This is a genomic window from Colwellia sp. SU-HH01217 (assembly GCF_057543495.1).
Genome location: NZ_BAAJLX010000001.1, coordinates 679,898 through 705,986 on the forward strand (window position 1 = coordinate 679,898; position 26,089 = coordinate 705,986).

At 36.9% G+C, this 26,089-nt stretch carries 22 protein-coding genes and 1 tRNA gene; 11 read left to right on the plus strand and 12 right to left on the minus strand.

Features of this window, described 5'->3' with window-relative positions:
- Window positions 1-3 precede the first annotated feature (3 nt).
- The 3 genes from AC27G3_RS02890 to AC27G3_RS02900 all read right to left on the minus strand — a co-directional run bounded on the left by AC27G3_RS02890 (window position 4) and on the right by AC27G3_RS02900 (window position 3,375).
- A complete protein-coding gene (locus AC27G3_RS02890) occupies window positions 4-1,056 on the minus strand; it encodes a FemAB family XrtA/PEP-CTERM system-associated protein (RefSeq protein ID WP_487118597.1) in 1,053 nt (350 codons plus the stop codon).
- A gap of 67 nt (window positions 1,057-1,123) precedes the next feature.
- Window positions 1,124-1,972: an XrtA system polysaccharide deacetylase gene (locus AC27G3_RS02895; protein ID WP_487118599.1), complete on the minus strand. Its 849-nt coding sequence runs from the start codon at window positions 1,970-1,972 to the stop codon at window positions 1,124-1,126.
- Window positions 1,972-3,375: a TIGR03013 family XrtA/PEP-CTERM system glycosyltransferase gene (locus AC27G3_RS02900; RefSeq protein ID WP_487118601.1), complete on the minus strand. Its 1,404-nt coding sequence runs from the start codon at window positions 3,373-3,375 to the stop codon at window positions 1,972-1,974. The genes AC27G3_RS02895 and AC27G3_RS02900 overlap by 1 nt, the downstream gene beginning before the upstream one ends.
- A 254-nt stretch (window positions 3,376-3,629) precedes the next feature.
- Between AC27G3_RS02900 and AC27G3_RS02905 the strand changes: the two genes are divergently transcribed.
- The 5 genes from AC27G3_RS02905 (at window position 3,630) to AC27G3_RS02925 (ending at window position 9,516) form a co-directional block, all read left to right on the plus strand.
- Complete coding sequence (locus tag AC27G3_RS02905) at window positions 3,630-4,268, plus strand: XrtA/PEP-CTERM system exopolysaccharide export protein (protein WP_487118602.1); 639 nt, start codon at window positions 3,630-3,632, stop codon at window positions 4,266-4,268.
- 122 nt (window positions 4,269-4,390) lie between these two features.
- Window positions 4,391-5,989: an XrtA system polysaccharide chain length determinant gene (locus tag AC27G3_RS02910; RefSeq protein WP_487118604.1), complete on the plus strand. Its 1,599-nt coding sequence runs from the start codon at window positions 4,391-4,393 to the stop codon at window positions 5,987-5,989.
- 3 nt (window positions 5,990-5,992) lie between these two features.
- Complete coding sequence (locus AC27G3_RS02915; RefSeq protein WP_487118606.1) at window positions 5,993-6,925, plus strand: XrtA-associated tyrosine autokinase; 933 nt, start codon at window positions 5,993-5,995, stop codon at window positions 6,923-6,925.
- On the plus strand, window positions 6,888-8,489 hold the full coding sequence (locus tag AC27G3_RS02920; protein ID WP_487118608.1) for a TIGR03016 family PEP-CTERM system-associated outer membrane protein: 1,602 nt from the start codon (window positions 6,888-6,890) through the stop codon (window positions 8,487-8,489). The genes AC27G3_RS02915 and AC27G3_RS02920 overlap by 38 nt, the downstream gene beginning before the upstream one ends.
- Before the next feature lies 1 nt (window position 8,490).
- On the plus strand, window positions 8,491-9,516 hold the full coding sequence (locus AC27G3_RS02925) for an XrtA/PEP-CTERM system-associated ATPase (RefSeq protein ID WP_487118610.1): 1,026 nt from the start codon (window positions 8,491-8,493) through the stop codon (window positions 9,514-9,516).
- Window positions 9,517-9,568: 52 nt separating this feature from the next.
- On the opposite strand, the gene prsR is transcribed toward AC27G3_RS02925, so the two are convergent.
- Together prsR and prsK are read right to left on the minus strand one after the other, a co-directional pair.
- Complete coding sequence (gene prsR / locus AC27G3_RS02930) at window positions 9,569-10,918, minus strand: PEP-CTERM-box response regulator transcription factor (protein WP_487118612.1); 1,350 nt, start codon at window positions 10,916-10,918, stop codon at window positions 9,569-9,571.
- A gap of 71 nt (window positions 10,919-10,989) precedes the next feature.
- Window positions 10,990-13,011, minus strand: a complete 2,022-nt coding sequence (gene prsK / locus AC27G3_RS02935) for an XrtA/PEP-CTERM system histidine kinase PrsK (RefSeq protein WP_487118614.1) — start codon at window positions 13,009-13,011, stop codon at window positions 10,990-10,992.
- 291 nt (window positions 13,012-13,302) lie between these two features.
- Between prsK and AC27G3_RS02940 the strand changes: the two genes are divergently transcribed.
- The 4 genes from AC27G3_RS02940 to AC27G3_RS02955 are packed head-to-tail and all read left to right on the plus strand — an operon-like array spanning window position 13,303 to window position 16,282.
- Entirely contained in the window at window positions 13,303-13,899 is a 597-nt protein-coding gene (locus tag AC27G3_RS02940) for a hypothetical protein (protein ID WP_487118616.1), read from the plus strand.
- Window positions 13,900-13,944: 45 nt separating this feature from the next.
- The gene (locus tag AC27G3_RS02945; RefSeq protein ID WP_487118618.1) at window positions 13,945-14,214 is read left to right on the plus strand and encodes an HPr-rel-A system PqqD family peptide chaperone; all 270 of its coding nucleotides are present in this window, start codon (window positions 13,945-13,947) and stop codon (window positions 14,212-14,214) included.
- Window positions 14,215-14,241: 27 nt separating this feature from the next.
- On the plus strand, window positions 14,242-15,159 hold the full coding sequence (locus tag AC27G3_RS02950) for an HprK-related kinase A (protein WP_487118619.1): 918 nt from the start codon (window positions 14,242-14,244) through the stop codon (window positions 15,157-15,159).
- Between the two features lies 1 nt (window position 15,160).
- Window positions 15,161-16,282: a nucleotidyltransferase domain-containing protein gene (locus AC27G3_RS02955; RefSeq protein ID WP_487118621.1), complete on the plus strand. Its 1,122-nt coding sequence runs from the start codon at window positions 15,161-15,163 to the stop codon at window positions 16,280-16,282.
- Here the strand turns inward: AC27G3_RS02955 and AC27G3_RS02960 are convergent.
- Both AC27G3_RS02960 and AC27G3_RS02965 read right to left on the minus strand, forming a co-directional pair.
- On the minus strand, window positions 16,279-19,308 hold the full coding sequence (locus AC27G3_RS02960) for an efflux RND transporter permease subunit (protein WP_487118623.1): 3,030 nt from the start codon (window positions 19,306-19,308) through the stop codon (window positions 16,279-16,281). The two genes, AC27G3_RS02955 and AC27G3_RS02960, sit on opposite strands and share 4 nt — an antisense overlap.
- 17 nt (window positions 19,309-19,325) lie before the next feature.
- Window positions 19,326-20,348, minus strand: coding sequence for an efflux RND transporter periplasmic adaptor subunit (locus tag AC27G3_RS02965; protein ID WP_487118625.1), 1,023 nt, complete (start codon window positions 20,346-20,348; stop codon window positions 19,326-19,328).
- A gap of 280 nt (window positions 20,349-20,628) precedes the next feature.
- Here AC27G3_RS02965 and AC27G3_RS02970 point away from each other — a divergent pair.
- Both AC27G3_RS02970 and AC27G3_RS02975 read left to right on the plus strand, forming a co-directional pair.
- Window positions 20,629-20,705 (plus strand) — tRNA-Arg (locus AC27G3_RS02970).
- Between the two features lie 194 nt (window positions 20,706-20,899).
- A complete protein-coding gene (locus AC27G3_RS02975) occupies window positions 20,900-21,985 on the plus strand; it encodes a class I SAM-dependent methyltransferase (protein WP_487118627.1) in 1,086 nt (361 codons plus the stop codon).
- Between the two features lie 28 nt (window positions 21,986-22,013).
- Here the strand turns inward: AC27G3_RS02975 and AC27G3_RS02980 are convergent, their stop codons facing one another.
- The 5 genes from AC27G3_RS02980 to AC27G3_RS03000 all read right to left on the minus strand — a co-directional run bounded on the left by AC27G3_RS02980 (window position 22,014) and on the right by AC27G3_RS03000 (window position 26,089).
- Window positions 22,014-22,409 carry a hypothetical protein gene (locus AC27G3_RS02980; protein ID WP_487118629.1) on the minus strand — a complete coding sequence of 132 codons (396 nt, stop codon included), beginning with the start codon at window positions 22,407-22,409 and terminating at the stop codon, window positions 22,014-22,016.
- Between the two features lie 92 nt (window positions 22,410-22,501).
- Window positions 22,502-23,728, minus strand: a complete 1,227-nt coding sequence (locus tag AC27G3_RS02985; protein ID WP_487118631.1) for a beta-ketoacyl-ACP synthase — start codon at window positions 23,726-23,728, stop codon at window positions 22,502-22,504.
- Entirely contained in the window at window positions 23,728-24,453 is a 726-nt protein-coding gene (fabG, locus tag AC27G3_RS02990) for a 3-oxoacyl-ACP reductase FabG (protein ID WP_487118633.1), read from the minus strand. The genes AC27G3_RS02985 and fabG overlap by 1 nt, the downstream gene beginning before the upstream one ends.
- Window positions 24,454-24,906 carry a hotdog family protein gene (locus AC27G3_RS02995; protein WP_487118635.1) on the minus strand — a complete coding sequence of 151 codons (453 nt, stop codon included), beginning with the start codon at window positions 24,904-24,906 and terminating at the stop codon, window positions 24,454-24,456.
- On the minus strand, window positions 24,899-26,089 hold the full coding sequence (locus tag AC27G3_RS03000) for a beta-ketoacyl-ACP synthase (RefSeq protein ID WP_487118636.1): 1,191 nt from the start codon (window positions 26,087-26,089) through the stop codon (window positions 24,899-24,901). Before AC27G3_RS03000 ends, AC27G3_RS02995 begins: the two co-directional genes overlap by 8 nt.

Consider the following 26,089-nt stretch of genomic DNA (forward strand, 5'->3'; position numbering starts at 1 on the left):
CATTTACCCTAAATACTTAGATAAAAATGGACCCAACCATTGGCTAACTTTCAATGGCAGTTTTTGCCATAAGCCAATAAAGAGTTTGTACTTAGGGTTGTTTGGACTTAAATTAGGTAAACTTTCAGCTTTAACTAAATGATAATAATAATAAAGTGGCTGTGGCTCCATTCCCCAATTTTTCTTATATTTATAAGGGCCGCCATCATTTTTACTACGACCAAAATCAAACCATGAATAACCTTTCTCTTTGGCTAAACACATCACTTGATAATACATAAAGTCGGCGCTTTTTAAATACCTTGCTCCACTGTTACCACCACCATAATAAGGCAGTACTTGTTCATTAAAATAAAAGTTCATTACCGCATTAGAAGGCTGCTCTGCGTTATCTGCAATAACAGCTATATCAATATTACCGCCAAAGACTTCGACTAACTGTTGAAAATATTTTTTACTAAATATTGGGGTACCTAAATTTCGATAACTGGTCGATAGCAACTGGTAAAACTGTTCAAACGTGCGATCGTTATTTTGTTCTGTTGAAGTGTAAGACAATTCATTCTTTAACGAATGGCGAATAACAGCACGCTGCTTTTTCTTAACATTGGCTAAAATTTTCTCTGCATCGTCACCGAGTTCACAACCAAAAGTGCTACTTGCTTGTTTTAAAAGTAAAGAAGAGTTTTGTTGGGTTTTATAACGTAGTTCAAGATAATCAACATTCAGTTGCTCTGCTAATTGACAAGCATGCTGTTCTAATTGGCGAGTTATCGCTTCTGAGTCTGATATCGCGCCGCCGTATACACAAAAAGGAGTAGAAATTAATGCGTGACCAAATAATGTGCTTTTAACTTCAACCAGTGGTAGTACACCACAAATTTTACCGTTTAGCTCTGCAAGTAAATAATAACAGGCATGATTAAAGCTATTTTTAATCACCGTTTGCCAGCCACTTAAATGAAAGAAGCTGCCTTGCTCATGAGATTTTACATAGTCGTCCCAAAGGTTAAAGTCAGCTTTTTGAAGTGATTTTATTAAACAATTATTATTCAAGTGTCCGTTCTCTATTATTGCTATATAAGTTATTGGTACGAGAGTTAACCTAAAGTTGCCTGCGATACTACATTGGCGATTTTAAGTATACGTTTTCCATGGTGTCCCATTGATAATCTTCTAATAAACGGACAACCTTACCTTCCATACGAGACAAATTTAAATAATGGCGTAGTTTTGATTTAAACGATGCGCCAGCAACCTTAGGTTGTTTAGGATCAATCTCCCAAGGATGAAAATAAAAGCTATAAGGTTTTTGTTCGGTTTGTAAGTAATTATCGATGCGCTTTTTGGATAACCAGTAAGGATATAAACGAAAGTAACCTCCGCCGCCAATCCCGGTATTTACATTATCTTTTCTAATTGTTGGTACTGGAATTTCAATAATACCTTCTGGACGCTCATACATAAAACGTGGCCATGATGGTACGCCGTACAAATCATGCTCAATAGGATAAGTACTTGAGCTATATTCAAACCCTAATTCCACTAACACTTGATAAACCCAGGTGTTGCCCTCGTTAATTGAAAAACTTGGAGCTCGATAGCCTTTAATTTTTTGACCTGATATGTCTTCAAGAATTTGCTTACTTTTTGCTACATCCTCACGAAATTCGTCAATGGTCATTCCCGTTGCGCGTTGATGGGAATAGCCATGACTTGCTAATTCATGTCCTTGTTCAACAATGGCTTTAATTAGCTCAGGACAGCGCTGTGCAACCCAGCCCAAAGTAAAAAATGTACTTTTTACTTGGTGCTTAGCAAACAAGGCTAATAAACGGTATGTGTTTTCTTCAACACGTAGCGATAATGTATCCCAATCTTTAGGAGAAATCGCATTTTCAAATGCCGAGACGTGAAAGTAATCTTCAACATCCACCGTCATAACATTTGTAATAGTAGTAAGATTATTCATTAACGGCCTTTACCAAACAGTACAACTTCGACTGTTCTAATAAGAATAAGTAGATCAAGTAAAAAACTTCTGTGCTTAATGTAATACAAGTCGTACTTAAGCTTTTCAAGGGAGTCAGTTTGTGTCGCACCATAAGGGTACTTTAATTGTGCCCAACCTGTTAAACCCGGTTTAACATTATGTCGCTCATTAAAATAAGGGATAGTTTTAATTAACTGCTGTACAAACTCTGGCCGCTCAGGTCTAGGGCCAACAAAACCCATCTCACCTTTTATAACATTGTACATTTGCGGCAGTTCATCAATTCTATATTTACGTAATATATTACCAATTTTAGTAATGCGGTCATCATTTTCACTCGCCATTTGTGCGCCATTTTTTTCAGCATCTAAACGCATACTACGAAATTTAAGAATTTTAAATGGTTCTCCATCTAAGCCAACACGCTCTTGACTATAAAATACAGGAGCCTTAAAACCTTCATCAAGCTTAATCAAAATTGCGGTTATGAGCATGACCGGCCAAGTTAATATAAATAAAACCAACGTTAATGCTGCATTAAACAGCCAATCGAGTGTGTTTCTTAAATAATTCGCTGAGGCAAAGCCATTCGAGTAAATGACCCAGCTTGGATAAATTAAATCGACAGCAATTTGACCCGTTTCTCTTTCAACAAAATCTAAAATTTCGGTGATTTCAATACCGCGAATTTTACAAGCAAACAGTTCATCTACAGGTAAATGCTTACGTCTTTCATCATTAGCGACAACAATTTCATCAATTTTGTGCTCGATTGCATAACTGACTAATGATGAGTTTAAAGAAATTCGGTTTTCATTAATAATTCCTTGTTCAGCATCCCCAGCCATAACAACAAAACCATCAACATAAAAATTTTGACGATCAACGTCACGTCGCATTCGTTGTTCAATAACTGAGGCTCTCGCTCCTGCACCAAGTACCAATATTTTTCTTTTATTAAAGCCAAAAAAATCTATTTGAAAAGTAAAATAGCGAAAGATACCAGCGAAAGTAAAACTAAAAACAGATGAAACAACAAGAACTTCAAGGGGCAATGGTTGTTCACTATATAAAGAGTTCACTAGAGAAACTATAAAAAACCCAATGGTAATCGATAACAATAATCGACGAATAATACCGCGAAAACTCTCACGTAGTTTGGAATTGTAAAGACCCAATGACAAAGAGGAGAGTTGAACTACCACCGAAAAAACTAAAATAAAAATAACTAAAATGTTACTTTTAATCTCGGGCATTGGTACAAAATAAAGGTAATTATTAGCGCTAATTGCTAAAAGTAAGGCACTTGAAAATATAATAAATTCAACAATAACCAAGGATTTACTTCCCGCAGATAAATCTTGAAACTTTGGGCTAGACATGAATTCCCATCTTCCTTAAATTAGTTATTTATCATTATAAATTCGTAACTATTAGAATAGAAAATCTGGCTAAAGTAAAGAGGAACATTAGACTTACCCTCATTTTCATTGTGTTTTATAAACATTAATTTAACCTAAATTTTACAGTCGTTAATTATTGGCATCATTAGATAAAATACAATACAATAATTATTATAAAAAATTTTAAAATGAAAGTTTAGCGAGATGCTAAAGTTAATATAAAGGTACTCACCATGGAAAATCGTTTAACACACTCTTTCAAAGTAGTAGCTACGCTGGTATTACTTCACTTTTTTTCTGCTTGTAGCTCGGTTCCTCCTTTAGCTACAGCCACTATTCATCCTTCAAATACCGCAGATATAAATTCATATAAATATTTGATCGGCCCTGGTGATGTTTTAAATATCTTTGTTTGGCGAAACCCTGAAGTGTCAGGCACATTTATTGTTCGCCCTGATGGTATGATTACCACATCGCTCGTTGAAGATATTGCAGTTTCAGGGAAAACACCTACAGAACTCGCTCGATCAGTTGAAGAAATTCTTTCTACTTATTTACGGGATCCTGTTGTTACTGTAACGGTGAATTCGTTTATCGGTCCATTTAGCGAGCAAATAAGAGTCATTGGTGAAGCTGCTTCTCCACAAGCTATTAGCTACACACAACACATGACACTATTAGACGTAATGATTCAAGTAGGTGGTTTAACTGAGTTCGCCGATGGCAACGATGCTGTGTTGGTTAGAATTGAAAACGGCATACAAAAACAATACACCATAGAAATTGATGAATTATTAAAAGAAGGAAACATTGGAGCTAATGTTGATATGTTACCTGGTGACATAATTATTATTCCTGAAGCTTGGTTCTAAAAACAACTAATAATTAAACGGAAAATGTAACAAATATCAAAAAAGGCAGAAGCAATTGATATATTGCTTCACTCTATTTTGACAATTAATTGAACAGAAACAAGCTGAATTAGAGGCTAGGAATGCAAGACGTACTTCAAGAAATAATCGGTTATCTAAAGGGGATTTGGATAAAACGACGATATATAATTATCGCTACTTGGTTAATTTGCCCCATCGGTTGGTACATGGTGTCAACTATGCCAGATGTTTATGAATCAGAAGCTCGAGTATTCGTAGATACTCAATCGCTTTTACGTCCTCTATTAAGAGGAGCCATAGTTGAAACTAATCCGAACACACAAATCCGTTTAATGGTAAGAACTTTATTGGGTCGTGACAATCTTGAACGTATTTCTCGCATGACAGATTTAGACGTACAAGCTAGTAATAGCAAAGAATACGAAGCTATTATTCAAAATCTTAAAGATAAAATTAAAATAATCAGTGCCGGTAGAGAGAATATATTCACCTTATCAATTGAGGATAAAGATCCTGAATTGGCAAAGAATATTGTCCAAGCAACATTAACAGTATTTACTGAGAATACCTTAGGTGAAAGTCGTAGTGACTCTGACAATGCACAAAAATTTTTAAATGCACAAATAAAAGAGTATGAAAGCAGATTAACTGCAGATGAAACCCGCTTAACTAATTTCAAACAAAAGTATGGTGATGTTTTATTAAATGAATCTGGAGGCTTTTATAGCGCGTTAAAGTCAGAAAAAAGTCAATTAGAGCAAGCGCAATTACAATTAAAGGAAGTGGAAACTCGTTTAGCATCCGCTCAAGCTCAACTACTTGGTGAAGAACCTGTTTTTGGTTTGTTCTCAAATAAGGTGCAAAGCAATAATTCGGTAACCACCTCGTACGACTCTCGAATTATTCAACTAGAAGAACAACTCGATGCACTTGAATTACGATATACCGATAAACATCCAGATGTAATAGCTTTAGCAAGACGTTTAGAAGAGTTAAATGATCAAAGAACTTCTGAAATTGAGCAATATTATGAATCAATGAAAGCCTCTGGCTCAAATGCTCAGTCTGGAATATCATCAATTGATAAAAACCCTGTCTATCAAGAAATGAAAATTCAAGTTAATAGTCTTGAAAATGAAGCAGCCTCTCTAAAAGTTCGAGTTAACAACTACCAACAACGTGTCAGCGATTTGGAAAACAAAGTACATACTTTGCCTGAAGTAGAAGCTGAGCTTGTCGCTTTGAATCGTGGTTATATGATAACAAAGAGTAAATACGAAGACCTTTTAGGTCGCAAAGAGACTGCAATGTTAGCCCAACAAGCTGACGAGACAACAGATAGAATACAGTTTAAAGTCATTGACCCTCCGAGAGCAGCAACTAAACCTTCTGGACCAGCTAGGTTTGTATTCTTTGGTATGGTTACCGTCGTTGGTATTGGTGTAGGTTTAGGTCTTTCATTACTAATGAGCCAAGTAAATCCTATTGTGACTTCCACAAATCAATTATCAAGAGCTACCGGAATCCCAATTTTTGGTGTGGTTTCAGCAAATAAGAACTTAGGGCTTCAGCGCTGGCACAGAAAGAAAACGCTTATTTTTATGTTATCTAATTTACTCTTATTATGCGTACTAATGATGTTTATTAGCTACTTCTTATTCCCTGATGCCATCCAAGCACCACTTAAAAGGATTTTCTAAACCGTGAGCACTATTGAAAAAGCATTAGCCAAACAAAAAGAAGCTAAACTTAAAAAACAAAATGAACTCAATCATGTTGATTCAAGCAACTTATCTGCGATTTCTGGGGCGCCCGAACTTGAATCAGCTCAAGTAAAGCAGACTACACCCAAGTCAACAGAAAATGTTGTTAAAAATGACGCCCGCACTTTACCCTCAGATAAGAAAATCACCCTAAACGGCGAACGACTTACTGAGCGTGGCTTTATTTATGGTGTTAACAGTACGCACCATATCCAGGAAGAATTTCGCCATATTAAACGTAAGCTACTAAATAATGCTTTTGGCGCAGCATCAAAAACCTTAAATCACAGTAACTTGATTATGGTCAGCAGTACTAACCCTAATGAAGGTAAGACATACGTGTCGATAAACTTGGCATTAAGCATTGCGTTAGAGCAGGATAAAACGGTATTACTGATTGACTCCGATGTATTAAGACCTAGTTTACACCGAGAGTTAGAGTTTGAGAGTTCAGAAGGTCTTTTAGAGTTTTTATTATCAGAAGTCGACGATTTATCAGATATTATCTATAGCACCAATCTAGATAACTTAAAAATTATCCCTGCAGGGAAGCCGCATCACTTAACAAACGAGTTACTTGCCAGTAATAGAATGGAAAAATTAGCGAAAGAGCTCGCTGAACGCTATCCTGATCGTATTGTTATCTTTGATTGTCCGCCCATTTTAGGTGTTACTGAAACACCCGTTTTATCGAATTTAGTCGGCCAAGCAATTATTGTTGTAGAAGAGTCAAAAACAAAACTAGACGACGTAAAAAGAGCAACTAATCAGCTAAATGAAGATATGGCAATTGGTTTTGTTATGAATAAAACCATAAATACTAAAAGGGATGGCTATGGCTATTATGGCTATGGATATGGCAAACAAAATTAATAAAAAGTACCTGTTATTACCGTTACTATTATCGACTTACCTTCAAGCCGGTGAGTGGGAATTTAAACCTAATTTAGGGGTCACTGAAACTTATAGTGATAACGTGGAGCTTAATCCTAATAATCTAAAAAGCAGTTTTGTTAGCCAAATCATTGCAGGCCTTAACGCTAATTTTAAGTCTAAACATGCTAATGGTACACTTTCAGGAACGAAGAGTTTTCTAAATTACAGCCATGACAGCGAACTAAATGATAACTACCGCACATTAAATGCTAATGGTTCCCTTTCACTTTGGTCGGAAGGGCCTGTACTCGTTGCTAATGCAAGTATTGCCAACGTAAGCAGAAGTGATGCCGACAATAGTTACAGTGATATTATTTCAGGTGATACAGTTGAATCAGAAAACTTTGGTGTAGGTTTACAATATAGCATCGGCAATACGCTTTATGCATTACAAAGCTCTTTAATGTACAACCAAGTGAACACTGAAGATCATATAGGTGAAAGTAGCGGTTATGCGTTTCAACTTGGTGGCGAGAACGGTAATGCCGCTCGCAATGCTTTTTGGCAGTTAAACAGTAGTTATAGTAAACGAGAACAGAACACTTTCTTTACATCAACAAATAATGACGGCGAGCATTATATCGTTGATGCAAAAGTAGGTGCCATCACCTCTTTTGCATTTAACCCGTTTGTGCGCTTTTATGACGAGGATGTTTCAGGTACTGCTGCAGGAAATAGCTTAACGACCACATCATCATGGGGACCTGGTGTAAGATGGTTAGCCACACCCCATGTTATTATCGATCTTTCTTATAATTTTGTCGCCGATGAAACGGTAAGTGATGATTATGTTGCAGCTACTATAAATTGGGAACCTTCTGCGCGTACCTCATTGGAGGCAGGGTATAATAAACGTTTTTTTGGTAACTCTTATAATTTAAACTTTTCTCACAGAACCAAGCGCCTTACCAATAAAATTACCTATCAAGAATCACTCGAGGTATTTGATCGAAGTAATTACCAAGAAGTGTCAAGTGAATTTTGGTGTCCTAATAGCGGTTTTAATGGGAATGCCGCTGATTGCTTTCCTGTCAATCAACCTCCAAATAACCAAGACGATTATCAACTCATTCCCGTTTCAGGGCTAATTTTAGTTGAAAATAATGAATTTACGCTAAATAAACGCCTTTCTTGGAGTTCAATTTTACAGCTCTCAAGAACATCTTTTTCGTTAAATATTGCCACGAATAATAGAGAAAGTTTAGAGACAAGCATACTTGATGACTATTACGATGCTAGTTTGACAATAGAAAGAAAGATGAGTTCACGAAGTAATCTAGCTTTATCAGGCTCTTTTCGTCATACAATTTTTGATAAAAACAACCCTAGTGGCAGTCGACAAGAAGATTATTACCGTACTGTATCGAGCACTTACTCAATTAGTTTAGCTTCTTCGTTGCTATCTAATTTTACCCTTAGGTATATTAACCGCTCTTCAACAGTTGCCCGTTACACTTACGATGAAGTAAGAGCAGCCTTAAATATAACCAAAGAATTTTAATATGTATGAAAGTTACTACGGCTTTACTGAAAGACCCTTTCAATTAAGCCCTGATCCACGATTTTTCTTCGCAACTAAACATCACCAGCGTGCTTTATCTTACCTACAATATGGCCTAGACCAAGGTGAAGGTTTTATCGTAATAACGGGTCCAATAGGAACAGGTAAAACAACAATTGCGCGCAACTTACTTAATAGCCTTGCCGATAATAATATAGTTGCCGCACAGCTTGTAACAACCAAGTTGTCTCCTCAAGAGCTATTAGAGCTTGTCGCCTCTGAATTTAAAATAACCGTTACCGGTAATAGCAAGGCTGAATTATTACAAGGTATTGAAAGCTTTTTAATTGGACTTAACCAGCAAGGTAAACGTGCGCTTTTATTGGTTGATGAAGCTCAAAACTTACCCATTGAAACGGTAGAAGAGTTAAGGATGTTGTCAAATTTTCAACTTGATAACAAACCATTAATTCAAAGTTTTTTATTAGGGCAGGAAGAATTAAAAGACATAATTCAAGCGCCCAATATGGAACAATTTAGACAGCGAATTATCGCTTCTGCCCACCTTAAACCTCTTTGTGTAGATGAAGTAGAACATTATATCCTTCACCGTTTGCAACAAGCAGGTTGTCAGCAAGAACACTTATTTGTTGAAGGGGCTTTTGACTTAATTCATCAAAAAACCCTAGGCGTGCCCAGAAAGATTAATATTTTTGTCGATCGTATTCTGCTATTTGGCTTTTTAGAAGAGCTAACAGAAATTACCCTCGAGGCAATTTCAGAAGTTGCCCAAGAAATGGAGGTTGAGCTTACAGGCTCTTTACATAAGCAGCATTTAGCGAATACCGAAAATACTCAGCAGGTCGTTAATTCAACGGAAAATGTTGAAAATATTAAGGATGTGTTACGCGAAGTAGAAGATATTTTAGAAACCTCTATTAAGCAAAAAATTAAAATGGCTAAATATGTCGATAAACTGTTAAGACAAAAAAACCGTAAATTTGCACAATCTCAAATCAAGGGCTAAGCCTAGAAATGAACCATGTAGAATAATTTCTATCCTACATGGTTACTACTTTTTAGGTATTAATATTAATACCGTATTTTTCAATCAAACTATAAAGCGTTGGGCGAGTTATGCCTAAGAGTTCAGACGTTTTTGACATATTCCCTTCGGTTAATGCATAGGCCTTTTGAATAGCCACAGTTTCTGCTTGCTCTCTAACAGTGCGCAGGTTTAAAGATAATTGAAATTCCGAATTTTCTAAATCAAAAAAACCTAAATCAAAAGCAGTGACTTGCATTGTCATACTCATGATCACAGCCGATTTTACTTTATTTTGAAGTTCACGAATATTACCCGGCCAATTATGTGTTTTCAGCGCATGTAACCCATCTTCAGAAAAGGATTTAACATTTCTTTTATATTCAGAAGCATATTGCTGAAGAAAAAATTGTCCGAGGATTAATACATCTTCTTCTCGCTCTCTCAATGGTGGAATATTTAACGTGATTTCACTAATTCGGTAAAATAAATCTTCTCGAAACTCTTTGTTAGCAACCATTTCTTCGAGGTTTTGATTAGTCGCGCACACTACTCTCACGTCGACAGGAATATCTTGTCTACCGCCGAGTCGTTCGATAACCTTCTCTTGTAAAAAACGTAATAACTTTGCCTGTAAATTAAATGGCATATCACCAATTTCATCAAGGAATAAAGTTCCCCCTTGCGCACACTCAATTTTACCCATAGTTGTTTTATGGGCTCCGGTGAAGGCACCTTTTTCAAAACCGAATAATTCACTTTCTAACAGCGTTTCAGGAATAGATGCACAATTGATGGCAATAAAAGGGCTTTCTTTACGATTACTGACCTTGTGAATAGCCTTAGCGGTAACTTCTTTACCTGTACCACTTTCGCCTAATAATAACGCAGTAATGTCAGTAGGCGCGATACGTTGAAGCATCATTTTCATTCGCTCAATACTACCACTGTTACCGATAATGCCAGTATCAGATCCAGCAACCGATTTCATATTTCGGTTATCCAGCTCTATGTTAGCAAGGCTAAATGCTCGTGATACGATAACATTAATAACATCTGAGTCGACGGGCTTTTGATAAAAATCATAAGCGCCCATTTCAATGGCTGTTAAGGCATTAGTACGATCATCATTACCGGTAATAACAATAACCTTAGTATGAGGAGAAATTTCGAGAATTTCTTTTAAAGCGGCAAGCCCTTCAGTAGCATTGGCTTCATCGGGAGGCAAACCTAAATCTAAGGTAACTACTTTAGGCTCATGCCTGCGAACAGCAGCGATTGCACTCTCTCGAGAGTCAACCAAAATCACTTCATAATCAGCTAAGCTCCATTTAAGTTGCTTCTGAATGCCAAGATCGTCATCAACTATGAGTAACTTTTCCATTTAACGTTTAAATCCTTAATTTTGAAATAATTGAAAATTATTTTTCGTTGATCAAATCATACCCTAAAAATCTAAGTTAAGGGTATAACAAGCTGAAAAATACTGCCTTCGTTTTCAAAGCTGGTGACCTGCAAGCTGCCCCCTAAACTTTCGACAAATTGTTTGGCTTCATAAACACCAATCCCCATACCTGCATTACCTTTAGTCGTATCAAAGGGTTTAAATAATCGATTCTGAATAAATTCCTCACTCATACCGCTACCATTGTCTAGGACCGCGAGGTGCAAAGCATTGTCGAGCAATGATGCTTTAACCTTAACCCAACCTTCGTTTTTGGTGGCCTCTTGCGCATTTTGTACCAAATGATTTAAAACAGATACCAGAGTCTCTTCTTCGATAGATAAAGAAATATCATCTTCGATTATCGCGGTAACTTTTGGTAAATTTACATTTCTTTGTGCAACAACCTGTTCGATTAACGGTTTAATATTAGTTTGTTTCTTAACGGCTTCAACCACTTGCTTATTTCGTAATTGAGATAAAACTTTTTCTAATCGAGTCGTAGCTGAGTCTATAGTATCAAAAACATCATCAATAAAATCAGGGTTATTGCGATGTCGTTTGGCATTGCTATTAATTAACGTGAGCTGCGCTTGAATATTTTTTAAGTCATGTACTAAGAAAGCCGACATGCGATTAAATGCATCAAATTGCTTGGATTCAGCCAGTTGAGCATTCGCTTCATTTAATGACAAATAATTGCCAAGTTGCTTTGATAGTGCAAACAGTAAATCTCGGTCTTCCCAATTCAATACGTTGCCAGTTGTTGGTAGAGCAAGTAAAAAGAAGCCATATAAATTTTTATCACTAAAAACAGGCACTAAAACATCGATATTTACTTCACGACAATAGGAGATATCTAAGGTCAAACTAGGATAACTATTTTCAATACTCTCGTATTCTCGTATATCGATAATCCAGCGATTTTCTTGACAAAATTCATCAGCAAGGAGTAATTTATTTAAATGTATTTTATCAAGTTTCATACCTTGACTATACACACAACTAAATGCACCCGATGGTTCCTTTTTAACTAGCGCACTTTTAGTGACATTCAAAGAGGATGCAATAATATCAACCGCCGTTTTATAATAATCACTACTGCTACTTTCTAACTGCTCTATAGATTTTAACCATTCCACACGGTAATCATATTTATTGGCAAAGAAATGTTTAGTGATAAAAACTTTAACTTCTTTTCTTAATTTTTCGGTTATTAATAAAGCAGTTAACACGGTCCCGCCTAAAATTAAAAAGGCGATGCTAACAATTTGCCCCCACTCGCCACCAAAATAATTAATGACATATCCTGCTAATGCCAATACTAATAAATAACCACCTGAAATCATTAATAGTGAACTATAAAACACCACTTCACGGGAGATAAATACATTTACTGACCAATTTTTAATTCTTCTCGTACTGATTAAAATAAATGGCATTGCCAACACGCCAATAAACCCCCTCGCATACCAATAACTAAAGTCGAGTTGATTCACCATAGAAGCTTGGGCAAAAATAATAAAATCAAATACCGCCGTAGTACCAATACCAATAACCAATGGCCATATTGCCCATTTAGCTTTTGCATCGGCATTTCGATAGAGTTGTTCGAGAAGTACTAGAGTGGCTAAATTTAAAGCTAAAAACAGTAAGAATAAATATTTTGCGCCCCCCTGCCCGTAATATGAGACTAACCAAAGGCTTGCAGAAACACTTCCCCACAAAATAAGGTATTGTCGAGTTTTTTGATGACTGAGCAATTGAGATAGTTTTTGTAAATTACTTTGTGTTGATAAAATTAATAAAGACCAAACTGCCAACTTTATCGTTTCTAAACCGAGCACTAACTGCAAGGAAAGACCCTTATCTATTTGAATTGCACTAACAACAGACGAGCTAAAAATAATAACACTGGTCAATAACACTAACCGACCTGACAAGGTATTATTACGAGCAGCAATCAACAGTAAAATAAAAATGCAATACGAAAAAGCTGATAGTATGTAACCAGAAATTCCAACCCACTCCATTTGTATCCCCTATTATTTGTATTTATTATCTTAATTATTATTAAAAAATAGCCAGTTAGTCATGACATGGATATACTTGCATTTAACAATTTTAATGTAAAACATATTCATTGTACGCTGTAGAGTTAATTTACACATTAACAAACATAATAAATTAGCAAACAGGTAATACTTTGTTTACATTAACAATATTAGAATAGGCATAAAAACTGCTTACTGTTTGAATAATGATATTTTTTAGACTGTATGTAAAGTAAGTTGACAGTCACTAATTGCTGGAAGGATTGAAACATGTTGGATAACGATAATACCTCAAAGGAAGAAGGTAATAACTCAGCTATTACCACAAATACCAGACGAAATTTTCTCAAAAAAGCAACGATTGGCGCTCCAATTGTCATTGCTACATCAACCAAGCCTGCGTGGGGCGCTGCTTGTATGTCAGGTATGATGTCAGGAAACTTATCTAACCATCAACATCAAGCTTGTGAATTATCGGGTGGGTTAAGCCACGGGCACTGGAAAAACCACTGGGTTGGTAAAAAGAAACAGCACTTTAGAGGTAATAACCGTAGTAAGCCTTTACGAAATAAATTTAGCGGTTGTTTAAACCATTATTATGTAAAAAATGGCCGAAACTATAGTTTTTCAACTTATGAAAGAAACTCAAAATTAAATGGTGCTAGTTTTCAATCTTTGTTGGAAAATGGTGACCAATTTGAACGAGAAATCGTGACAGCTTTTATTAATGCTTCTATGAATGCGGCAACGCCTGGTTTTTACCCATATACAGTCACAGAAGTTAATGAAATATATGATGCAGCCTATTCAGGCAAAGCCAATGCTAGTGATGTAGCAATTATGCTTGAAGGTATTCACCAAAGTTAGTTGATAAGCTAAATAGCAAATGACAGCCATTTAACAGGAAGCTAAATGCAACTGAAAAAAACCGCTGATTTACGGATAAAAACATTTGATGATCAGATAATAGTGTTTGACCCAGCAACAGGTCAAACACATTGTCTTGACGCGAACACTAATGAGATTTTTGCTCAATTAGATTGCGACACACCACTCCCTGATACACAACTCACACAGTTTTTTTTACAAGATTGTCAAGCAGATGAAAAAATAGTCTTAGATAAATATCTGCAAGCTATGCTAAAAAACCTGCTAGACTTAAAACTAATTTCTTTGTGTTAATACAAACACGAAAACATCATAAAAATAGTGTCTATCAATAAAACAATAAATAGCCTTAGCGCTAAAACACTTAATGAAAAACTTAGAGGATCTGGATTAGTTATACTTATCGGGCCTTTTGTTTTTTGTATTAAGTCGCCACTTCCTAGCATTGCGACCAATGTTCATCGCTTATATGGCGACTTTCAACTTTTGTCTGATAATGACTTAGTTGACTTTTATGTCACCATTAAAAAGCCTTTAGGTATTCGTCGTTACTTAAAACCGCAAATCAATTTCTATTGTGATGATCATAGCCCTTTTCTCCCCCTACCAGTAAACCAAGCTTTTCCGTTATTAGAATGGGGAATGAACTGGTGTATCGCTCAACATGCTCATCGTTATTTATTGCTTCATAGCGCTGTATTAGAAAAAAACGGCAAAACAGTTATTTTACCAGCACAATCAGGCTCAGGTAAAAGTACACTTTGCGCCTTACTTGCTCAAAGTGGTTGGCGACTGCTTTCGGACGAAATGGCGCTTATTGATAACGTGTCTTATCAAATTCAAGCACTTGCTCGCCCCATTAGCTTAAAGAATGAGTCTATCGATATTATTCAAACTTTTTCTCCTAATGCCATCATGGGGCAAGTCGTTGACGATACTAATAAAGGCACCATCAGCCACTTAAAGCCATCAACTGAAAGCGTAAAGCAACTTAATCAACAAGCAGCGCCTTTTGCTATTGTATTTCCTGTTTATGAAAAAAACTCAAAAATAATAGAAAATAAGATAGATAAAGCCGATGCTTTTATGAAGATTATTCAAAATAGTTTTAACTACGGACTACTTAGTGAGGTGGGTTTTAATACCGTTGAACAGTTAATTGATAACAGCCATTGTCATGCACTAAAGTACAGTCAAACTGATGATGCGCTAAACTTTTTCGATCGGTTAGTTAACTAATATGCAAAATATGCCATTATTATCGCTGCTTAAGCAGCCTCAAATCATCAAAAAATTTACAAATACAGATTGGAACTTAACATTACGACAAGCTGATGAAGCTAAAATGTTGGCCAGAGTTGATGCTTTGATTAGTGACAACGATCTTCAGTCTTATGTTCCTGAAAAAATTAATCATCACTTTTATAGTGAACAAGTGCGAATAAAGCATTTACATGTTCAAGTTAGAGAAGAGGTTAAACTATTAAACCAAATGTTCGCTCATCTTGGGATAACGCCGATCTATTTGAAAGGCGCTGCTTATGTGCTTGCAGGCTATAAGTTAGCAATGAGTAGAACGTTTGGTGATATTGATATATTAGTCAAGAAAGACCAAATTAATAGCACTGAAATAGCGCTAAAGTGCCAAGGTTGGGTGTCACAAAAAAATAATGACCATGATCAAGAATATTATCGCAAATACATGCATGAGATCCCCCCAATGCAAAATATCGCTCGGGGCACTATTATTGATATACACCACAATATTCTACCTGTTTGTACCAACGAAACAATCGACATAACCGAGTTAACAGCACACGCAAGGTTAGTTGACACCGCTCAAGGTCAGCAAGAGTATATTCTGTCTCCTAAGGCAATGTTTTTGCACAGCGCGATCCATTTATTTCATGAAGGTGAGCTTGAACAAGGACTAAGAGGTCTTTCTGACTTAGATTTATTATTTCATCACTTTAACCAAACCGAAGATGACTTTAGCCAACAGCTGATCACCTTAGCTAATACGATTAATCATCAACAATCATTATATTATGCTTGGCGCTACCTTGAACTTATATTGTCACGCACTTTGCCAAACAAAGCGCAGTTATTTGTTACGGCTCATCAAAAAAATATGCGCCATGCTAAATTAATGGACTTTATTTTTACTCAGCAATTAATTCCTCATCACAGTAGTGTAAAAACTTGGAAGTTTTCGCTAAGCAGCACACTAGTATACTGGCGGGGACATTTATTAAGGATGCCATTAAAGCTACTCATTCCTCACTTACTGACCAAAACATTAAGGCAACTGAAAGAGAGCTTTAAACGTCCAGCTGTCACACCGGAACATTTTGACGGTTAGTGGCGAGCGTTGCGAGTGAACAAATCGGTTAAAATAGGCACCAGAAGGAAACTTGATAAAGCAGAAATACATAAGCCAGAAATAATAACTGTGCCTAAAGGCTGCCATAATCCACCACCAAATAAGGTTAAAGGAATTAAACCTGCAATAGTGGTTAGCGACGTCAACAAAATAGGCGTAAATCGCGTGACACTTGCGCTAATGACACCATCTGTTTTCCCATAACCCGCTGCTATATTTCTATTAGCGGTATCAATTAAAATAATGGCATTATTAACCACAATGCCAAACAAGCTAATTAAGCCAATAAAGGCCATCATAGAAAAAGACAAGCCCGTTAAATACAAACCAATCACTGAACCGGCCATAGCAAAAGGAATGGTAGAAAATATAATTAATGGCTGCAGAAAAGACTTAAATTGCAAAACCAATACCGCAAATATACCAACCGCAGTAATAATCATAATTTGGCTAAGCCCAGCAAACGATTCTTGCCGCGACTCCTCTTCACCTCCTAAGGTGTAATACATTCCCTTAGGCATTGGGTAGTCGGCTAAATATGACACTATTTCGTTAGTTAAATTATTAATAGAATAACCGTCTGCAGCATCAGCTGATACTTTTGCCATACGTAGTTTTTGATAATGAAAAAAGTCTGTTTTTCCTTTCTTTAAATGTTGCGACACAATTTGATTTAATGGGATTTGCTCCCCTGATTGATTGCCAATAAAAATATCATTTAAGCCATTAAGCTCGTGATTATTGCGACGAGTCACCACGGGGTAATCTTCACCATTTTTATCTGTTAACAGACCAACATCTGTCCCTGAGATAACCGTTTTTAATGTCGTATCTAACGTGTGAATATCGACATTACTAAAACCTGCTTGCTGATAATTAATCGCTAACGCTAATTCGGTATTCGCCATGCCTATTGGGTTATCTAAATTAATAACTCCCTTCATTGTCGACATTTTTTTTGACAAGTCGTTAGCTACATTTTCGAGATCAGATAAAGATTCGCTCATTAACCTTACGGCAATAGGTTGATCTGTTACCGGCCCTTGAGTGAACTCTTTAATGCTAATGTTAGCATGCTGCCAATTGACAAACTTAGTTCTTAAATCGTCAACAAGTTGGTTAACTTGCTCAGCATGGTAATCGGATAAAACAACCAATATTTGTCCATAAGTTCCCTTACCACGCTTAGGAATTTCGTTGTAATAAATGCGCGGGTTTGAATTTCCAACATTTAACGCTACTTTTTCAATGAGCTCATACGGCTCTAAAGTCTTAGCTACTTTTTTCATTACCTCTTCAGTGTGACTTAATGATGAATTAACAGGCGTTTCAACATCGATTAAAATCATCGGCTTTTCAGCTTTAGGAAACAAACTTACCCCGACTTCTGCAAACAAAGATATCATTGCAAGCAAACTCATTAATGCCAACACAATAACGACTAACTTAGCCCTCATCATCAGTGACAATATACGCTGATAAACACCTTCAGAGAAACGATTGATATAGTGCTGCAAGGTTTTAAAGTTTGAAGGCTTAAGGGTAAAAAATTGACTGGCAATTAGCGGGGTTAATGTTAATGCTATCAACAATGAAGCGAGTAACACTAGTACAACTGTAACGGGCATTGACCGGATAAAATCTCCGGTACTGCTACCTAACATCAACATTGGTAAAAAGGCGAGCATGGTGGTAATGGTGCCGCTAGTTATCGCCCATCCCACACGACTTGTACCTACTTTTGCCGCTTCATTTAAGTTAGAGCAATACCGCTTTTCTCTATGAATACTTTCAGTGACAACAATTGCATTATCAACCAGTAGCCCTAGCGCAATAATAAGACCAACAATCGACATTTGCTGTAGGCCAAAGCCCGATATATCTAAAAAGCCAATAGCAATTAAAAAAGATAATGGAATCGCAACAATCACCACCAAGGCTTCTCGAATACCTAAAAATAATAAAGACAAAATACCAACAAGTACCAAGCCTTGACCAAGGTTATTAAAAAAGCCATTAACGCGCACTTCCACACTGTCAGCTTGTTTAAAAATCGTGTCTATTTTAAATTGTTGAGGCAAGTCTGCTTTAAAACGTTTTATTTCAGCTTCAAGGCGCTCGGTTAATTTAAAGATATTTGTACCCGACCTTTGTTCTGCCGTAATAAATATCACCGGATGGTTATTATAGTAAGCTAAATAACTTGGCTCTCTGTTAGCAAAACTTACGTTAGCAATATCTTTTAGTTGAAGGATAAAGTTATCATTTGTAGCAATAACCGTCTCTTCTAAGTCACTTATCGTTTGAAAATTCCCGCTACTTTTAACATTAAAACGTCGAGTATTGGCATCAACAAATCCTGGAGTAATATTTGAGGCTCTTCCTTGTAGGAGACGGTTAACCTCGGTTATTTCTATGCCATGATGTTTTAATAAATCTAACTTTAAATCAACAGCCACTATTTGTTGAGGATACCCCCAAACATCTGCTTTTCTAACACTAGGAATCGCCTCTAATCGCTTTTCAAGTTGTTTAGAATAAAACTCCATACTTTTATAATTCAGTGGCTCGCTCCATAAAGCAAGCTGCATAATAGCTACACTACTTGGCGTTGCTTTTAACACTAATAATTGTTGGATCCCCTGAGGCAAGTTAACCTTGACACTTGAAACTGCTTGTTTAATTTTATTAAAGGCGACTTCGCCATCTGTTCCGTATAAAAAAGTCACCGTTATGCGTGCAGCACCATTTTTTATTTCAGACTCAACCTTTTGAATATTTTCTATTTCGGCAATTTCTTCTTCTAATAAATCGACCACTAAAGTTTCAACATCATTAGGCGAAGCTCCAGGGTAAACAACTTCTACTAAGGTAATAGGTAGATCGAATTGAGGGTCTTCTGAACGCGGCATATTAAAATATGAAACAATGCCAACAAGCACTAAAAGTACAATTATAGTGAGGGTAAATTGTGCATTTTTAATGGCCAGTTGTGATAATTTCATAATGTTGACTTATTTTATTACTCAAGCACGCGGTTTAATAAGGTAAGTTGCTGCCAACCTTGAGTAATAACGTTAAGCGTTTCATGGCTAGTCGCTAAGACATAAATATAGTCATTATCGAGCTGTAAAATCGGAAATGCCTGTTGTTCCACTTCTCCATTGTTTGAAGACTGAATCATTAATAAGGCTTGGCCATCAATGTTCATAGCAACCAGTGCTTTAATTGGGATGCGGTAAGCTGAGTTGTCGGTAGCTGTTTCAATGCTAACTTCGGCTAACTGTCCTGCAATGGCGCCGTTATTGAATGCTACAGCAGGAAGTAAAATTTCCACGTTAAATAAATGGCTTTGTAAGTCAGCTTCAACTGAAATTTTACTCACAACGCCACGCACTTTCTTGCGATTTGGTAAAATAACATTCGCTTGCTGACCAATAAGTACCCTACTGATTTCTTGTCCCGTCAAGGACACGTTAACAACTATGTTATTTTCTAACGCGGCGACTTTAAGTATGACACGCTCAGGTGATTGTAATTCACCTAAGTCGCTGTATCGCTTTAACACAATTCCGGTAAATGAGGAGCGAATTTCTGCTTTTTCTAAATTGTAGTAAGCCACTTTATACGCTGCGCGAGCCGTGTCGACTGACGTTTTTATTTGTTCTAATGCTTGTTCTGAACTTAAGTTTTTTGCTAACAATGTTTTAGTACGTTCTACATCATTTTTAGCTTGTCTTAATTTGGCATACGCTGCATTTTTATTAGCTTTAAGCTCGACTAAATCTAAAGCTGCCAACAATTGACTATTAAGAAATAAATCGCCTTCATCAACGTTTAATTTTGATAAGTAGCCACGGCTTTTAAACGATAAATTAACGGCACGTTTAAAGGCTAAAACGCCTGTTCTTTCAATGGATTGTTTTAGTGGTGCAGATTCAATACTAACCACTTCATAATGGTTTTCGGCACTCAAAGGTAAGCAGAAACTAAAACCAAACATTAAGCACACCATTAACGCGAATCGATATAAATATTGACTCACAAAGTAACATCCCTGAGATCTCGCACTCAATTTTAGTTTCATAATGTAAAAATTATTAAAATATTCAATTAACTAATTATTTATTATAGTGTCTACTCTAGGTATTTATGGGGATAATGTAAATTTATTATTCATCCTTGTGTCATTAAGGCATTTTAGACAAGTTAACAAACAAACCTATTCAATGAATAAAAGCGATAAAAATAAAGCGAATTTATTCGTCTTCACTAGACAAATTTACCGATAAACTATACTATTTGCCGCGCTCAAGCTTGAGCATCCACCCTTAGCTCAGCTGGATAGAGCGTCGCCCTCCGGAGGCGAAGGTCGCAGGTTCGACTCCTGCAGGGTGGGCCATGACGATCTTCTCTCGTGTAATAATTCAATATTAATCTATTTTCTCTCTCGCTATTAGCTAAAGTTCATCTAGGTAAAATCACTGCTGATCGCCATCTGTAGCAAAATTGTACTGATTATTAATTCCCCTCTTAAAAAGTGAAGTAAAAACAGATATATTAACATTTAGTTATTAAAAATAATCATGAGTAACAATGAACTACTATTCCCAAGCCAAAGAAATTACCGCTTTAGATGCTAAGTTAGAAGCGCAAAAAATAGCTTTTGCTCCTATAGCCTTTCAGGCAGTGATGACTTTATTAAGAACCGATATTCTAAAGCTTATCTCGGATGCAGGTGAGCAAGGAATTTGTACTGAGCGTTTAGCTACAGAAACAGAGGTTTCAGAGTATGGCGTTAAAGTTTTATTGGATATGGCAGCTTCAATGGGAGTGGTATGGATTATTGATGAGCAATTTTATGTGTTAGATAAAATTGGCCACTTTTTAATAAATGATAAAATGACTCAAGCCAATATAAATTTTACCCAAGATGTTTGTTATCAAGGCATGTATCATTTAGAAGAGGCAATAAAGACAGGTACACCTTCAGGGTTAAAGGAATTTGGCGATTGGCCAACGATTTATCCCGCGCTCACTTCCCTGCCAGAACAAGTTAAAAAAAGTTGGTTTGAGTTTGATCACTTTTATTCAGATCACTCCTTTCCTGAAGTTTTGCCTTATGTATTTGAAGACAATCCTCAATGCATTTTAGATGTTGGAGGAAATACCGGTAAATGGACTCTTGCATGTTTGCATTACAGTGCCGATATTCGCCTAGCTATAATGGACTTACCCCAGCAATTAGAAGTACTCAAAAACAATGTTGAAGCACAAGGTTTTAGTCATAGAATTGAGGTAAAACCCACTGATTTGCTCTCACCAGATGCTGAGTTTTATCAAGGTGCTGATGTTATTTGGATGAGCCAGTTTTTAGACTGTTTTTCCGAAGATCAAATCCTGAACATTTTAAAAGGTGCAGCTAAGGTAATGACTGATGAGACAAGTTTGTTCATTATGGAAACCTACTGTGATAGACAAAGGTTTGAAGCAGCCACGTATTGTATTAATGCGACATCACTTTATTTTACCGCATTAGCTAACGGTGACAGCCGTATGTACCATTCAGCAGATCTTATTAAGCTAATTCAAAAAGCTGGTTTGTATGTTGAAAAAGACATTGACGACATTGGTTTAGGACATACGCTATTTAAATGCCGTAAAAATATGCGAGTGCTATAGAAGCACTGCGCATATTAATTTGTGAATGTTAAAACCTTTGAGTGTTAACACCTAGCTCTTGCTGAATAGTTCGAGATAAATTAACGACCCAATTATTATAGTTTCTATGAATTTTTTTACCGTTATACTTTAAATTATGACTGTCTAAATATTCAATGTTATAGGATGCTTCAGTGTAGTTGATTGCCACTTTCGCACTATGGCTTCTTACATTAATAGAAGCTTCAATAAGACCAGGTTTAATCACTCTAGGAGACCAACCTTTTCTCTTAGCTGCTAAAATAATAGCACTTTGTACAGTCTCAATTGATGATGTTTTTCCGTTCGTACTGCCCGGTACAGTCACTTCATATAAGTTTAATACTGGCTTGCTGGTACAGCCTGCAATTAACAACATTAAAACAACTATCAGTATTTTATTCATTTTATTCCTTTAATTTAATATCAAATTCTAACTGCAGTATCATAGCTTATTACAAGGTAAACAAAACAGCTAAACAACCGTAAAATTAGGCTTTAATTAGCCCAACGTTTAAAAATTAGTGAGGTATTAATGCCGCCAAAAGCAAAATTATTGCTCATGACATAATCGGTCTTTAATTCACGCCCTTCTCCTTGGATATAATCTAGCGGAGCACACTGGGAATCAACATTTTTAAGGTTAAGCGTAGGCGCAAACCAATTATCTTGCATCATGTTAATGCTTGCCCATGCTTCTATTGCTCCACATGCGCCAAGAGTATGACCTAAATAGCTTTTAAGGGAGCTGATCGGCACATTGCCCAAAGTATGGTAAGTCGCATAAGACTCAGCTATATCTCCCTTTTCCGTTGATGTACCATGAGCATTAACATAGCCGATATCACTAGGAGATAAATTAGCGTCTTCTAACGCTAAAACCATAGCTGTTTTCATGGTTTCTGCTGTTGGCTGTGTCACATGTTTGCCGTCAGCATTGGTACCAAATCCGACGATCTCAGCAAGTATTGTTGCGCCTCTCGCTTTTGCATAATCAAGATCTTCAAGAATAAAGCTACAAGCGCCCTCTCCTATAACTAACCCATCACGATCCTGATCAAATGGTCTTGGGGTATCTTTAGGATTATCGTTATTTATACTCGCTGCAAATAAGGTGTCAAATACGGCTGCACTTGATAAACAGAGCTCTTCTGCACCACCAGCAACCATCGCTTTTTGTCTACCATACTTGATCGCTTCATAGGCATAACCAATTCCTTGAGATGATGAAGTACACGCAGAGCTAGTGGTAATTGTCCGTCCTTTTAATCCAAAGAAAACTCCCACATTAACCGGTGTAGTATGCGCCATCATTTGAAGATAACTGGTGGCCGTAATACCATCCATATTGTTATCTTTTAGCAAATCACCAAAGGCAGGAATAGCAGAAGTAGACCCCATAGAAGAGCCGTAAGAAATACCAACATCACCACTTGTTAACAACTCTGTGCCTAATAAACCTGCTTGAGTCAGCGCATTTTCCGTCGCTTGTGTCGACATAATAGAAACTTTGCCCATCGAGCGTATTTGTTTACGCTTATAATGGCTTGGCGTTTTATAGCCTTTAATTGGTGCCGCTAATTTAGTATTTAACCCTGAAACTTCATCCCACTGAGCAAGCTTTACTACGGCATTTTCACCTTGCTGTAAGGATTTTTTAAAATCATGCCAATTATCACCTAGGGAAGTAATGGCTGAAAATCCTGTAATTACCACTCTTTTCACTATGCTAATCCCCCATTAACTGAAATGGTTTGACGAGTTATATAAGCAGCATCATTCGACATTAAAAACGCGACAGTACCAGCAACTTCTTCTACTTGTCCCATGCGTTTTAATGGGATCATTTTTACCATTTCAGCAACGGGCAAGTCAGCTGTCATTTCAGTTTCAATTAAGCCAGGTGCTACACAGTTTACGGTTATTTTGCGTTTCGCTAACTCTAGTGCCAACGCCTTAGTCGCGCCAATAAGTCCAGCTTTAGCTGCGCTATAGTTTACCTGTCCACGATTACCGACAATACCCGACACTGATGATAATGTAATAATTCGTCCGCCATTTCGCGCTTGTACCATAGGCATAACAGTTGGATGCACCACATTATAAAAACCATCCAATCCTGTTTTAATAACCATGTCCCAGTCTTCGCCAGACATAGCAGGAAATGCAGTATCACGGGTTAAACCAGCATTACAAACTACTCCGTAATAAGCACCATTTTCTGTAATATCATTTTCAATGGCTAGCTTAGCTTGTTCACGTTGGCAAACATCAAATTGCAAGATATTCACTTTTCGGCCTAATGCCGTTATCTCTCTTGCTGTTTCATTAGCTTGCTCCAAACCATTTCGACAATGAACAACAATATCAAAACCATCATTGGCTAATCTAAGCGCTATCGACTTACCTATGCCTCTGCTAGAACCCGTCACTAATATTCTCTTATTCATTTATTTTTCTCTTATTAAAGCGTCAAGGTTTGGTGGTATAAAAACATTTACCTGAGCACTTGAAATAACCGTTTGTTCCAACAATATGTCACAGGCATATACACCAAGGCCAGTATCTTCTATATGAAGCTCTTCAAGCTTAATAGTTAACTGACTACCATTATCAAAATAATGACGTTGCTGTTTATATTTCCTAGAGCCTAGCAAAAAACCAATACGAATGTCTTCACCTTGGTTTAACGCTTTAGCGCCGGCAAAAGCGGCAATCGACTGTGCCATATACTCAATACCTACATAGCTAGGTACACCTTTTTTATCTGTATCATAAAATGCAGATTCGCTATTAATATTCACCCAGCACGTGGCTGAATTTTCGGAAAATTCAGTTAAGCCATCGATTAATATCATCGGTTTTGTATGGGCAATTAACGATTCAATAGGGTATTTATTCAAAACTTTTTCCTAAAATTAAACTTATGTTGCTACCGCCAAACGCAAAAGAATTAGACAAACAAAAAGACATGTTTTCAACTTGTTGACCCGCGCTTAAATTCAAAGGCGCTATTGTGGGGTCTACCGTCCCATTATTTTTATTTTCAGGTATAACGTAGTCCCTTGTTTTACTATTTAACACTAGCCAACAGAGTCCGGCTTCAATTGCGCCAGCAGCACCTAATGCATGGCCGGTAAGTCTTTTGGTTGAACTTGCTAACACAGAGTCACCACACAGATTAAATACAGCCTGTGCCTCCATTTCATCATTTTTGGGTGTACCTGTGCCATGTAAGTTTAGATAACTTAACTGCTCAGCCTGAATATCAGCATAATTTAACGCTTGTGTCATTGAAGCTTGTGCACCAACACCTTCAGGTTGCGGTGCTGAAATATGATAGGCGTCTGAAGATTCTCCAGCAGACGTAAGTTGAATATTGCCTGCACAAGCGCTCATCACAAATAAAGCGGCTCCTTCACCAATATTTATACCGTCTCTATGTTCACCAAACGGATTACAATATTTTTTTGAGGTGGATTCTAATGCCTTAAAGCCATTAATTGGCAATTGGCTTAAGGTATCTACGCCACCGCATATAACGATATCCGCGATATCACTTTCAATCAGCATTTTCGCACTTGCTAATGCTTTTGCGCTAGAACTACAAGCGGTTGATACACTATAAACAGGCCCATTAGCTTGAACTTGTTTAGCAATAAACTGTGCAGGAGCATACATTTCTTGTGCTGAATAATGGAAGCTCTCGGGCAGGTTGCCTGTTTCCAGTAAAGTTTTTCTTGCTTGTTCTCCCTCCAAAATACCTGAGGTACTTGTGCCAATAACTACCGCAATTCGCGGCTGATTAAATTGAGCTTTTAACGTATCAAAACAGGGAAGTATTTGCGTTAAGGCATATTGTGCCAACTGATTATTTCTGCTTTGAAAATAACTCCCTTCATTGGCTAAACAAGGAAGTGGGTGATTAACGCGTCCCACAAATAAAGACGCACCATCAAGCAAAAGATCTGTATCTAAAGTTAAGTATTCTTGATTATTTTTCGTAGATAAATTTGTCAGTACTTGTTCTTTATCAATACCTAGTGAACAAATAATACCTAAATCATGAAGTGTAGTAGCGGGCAT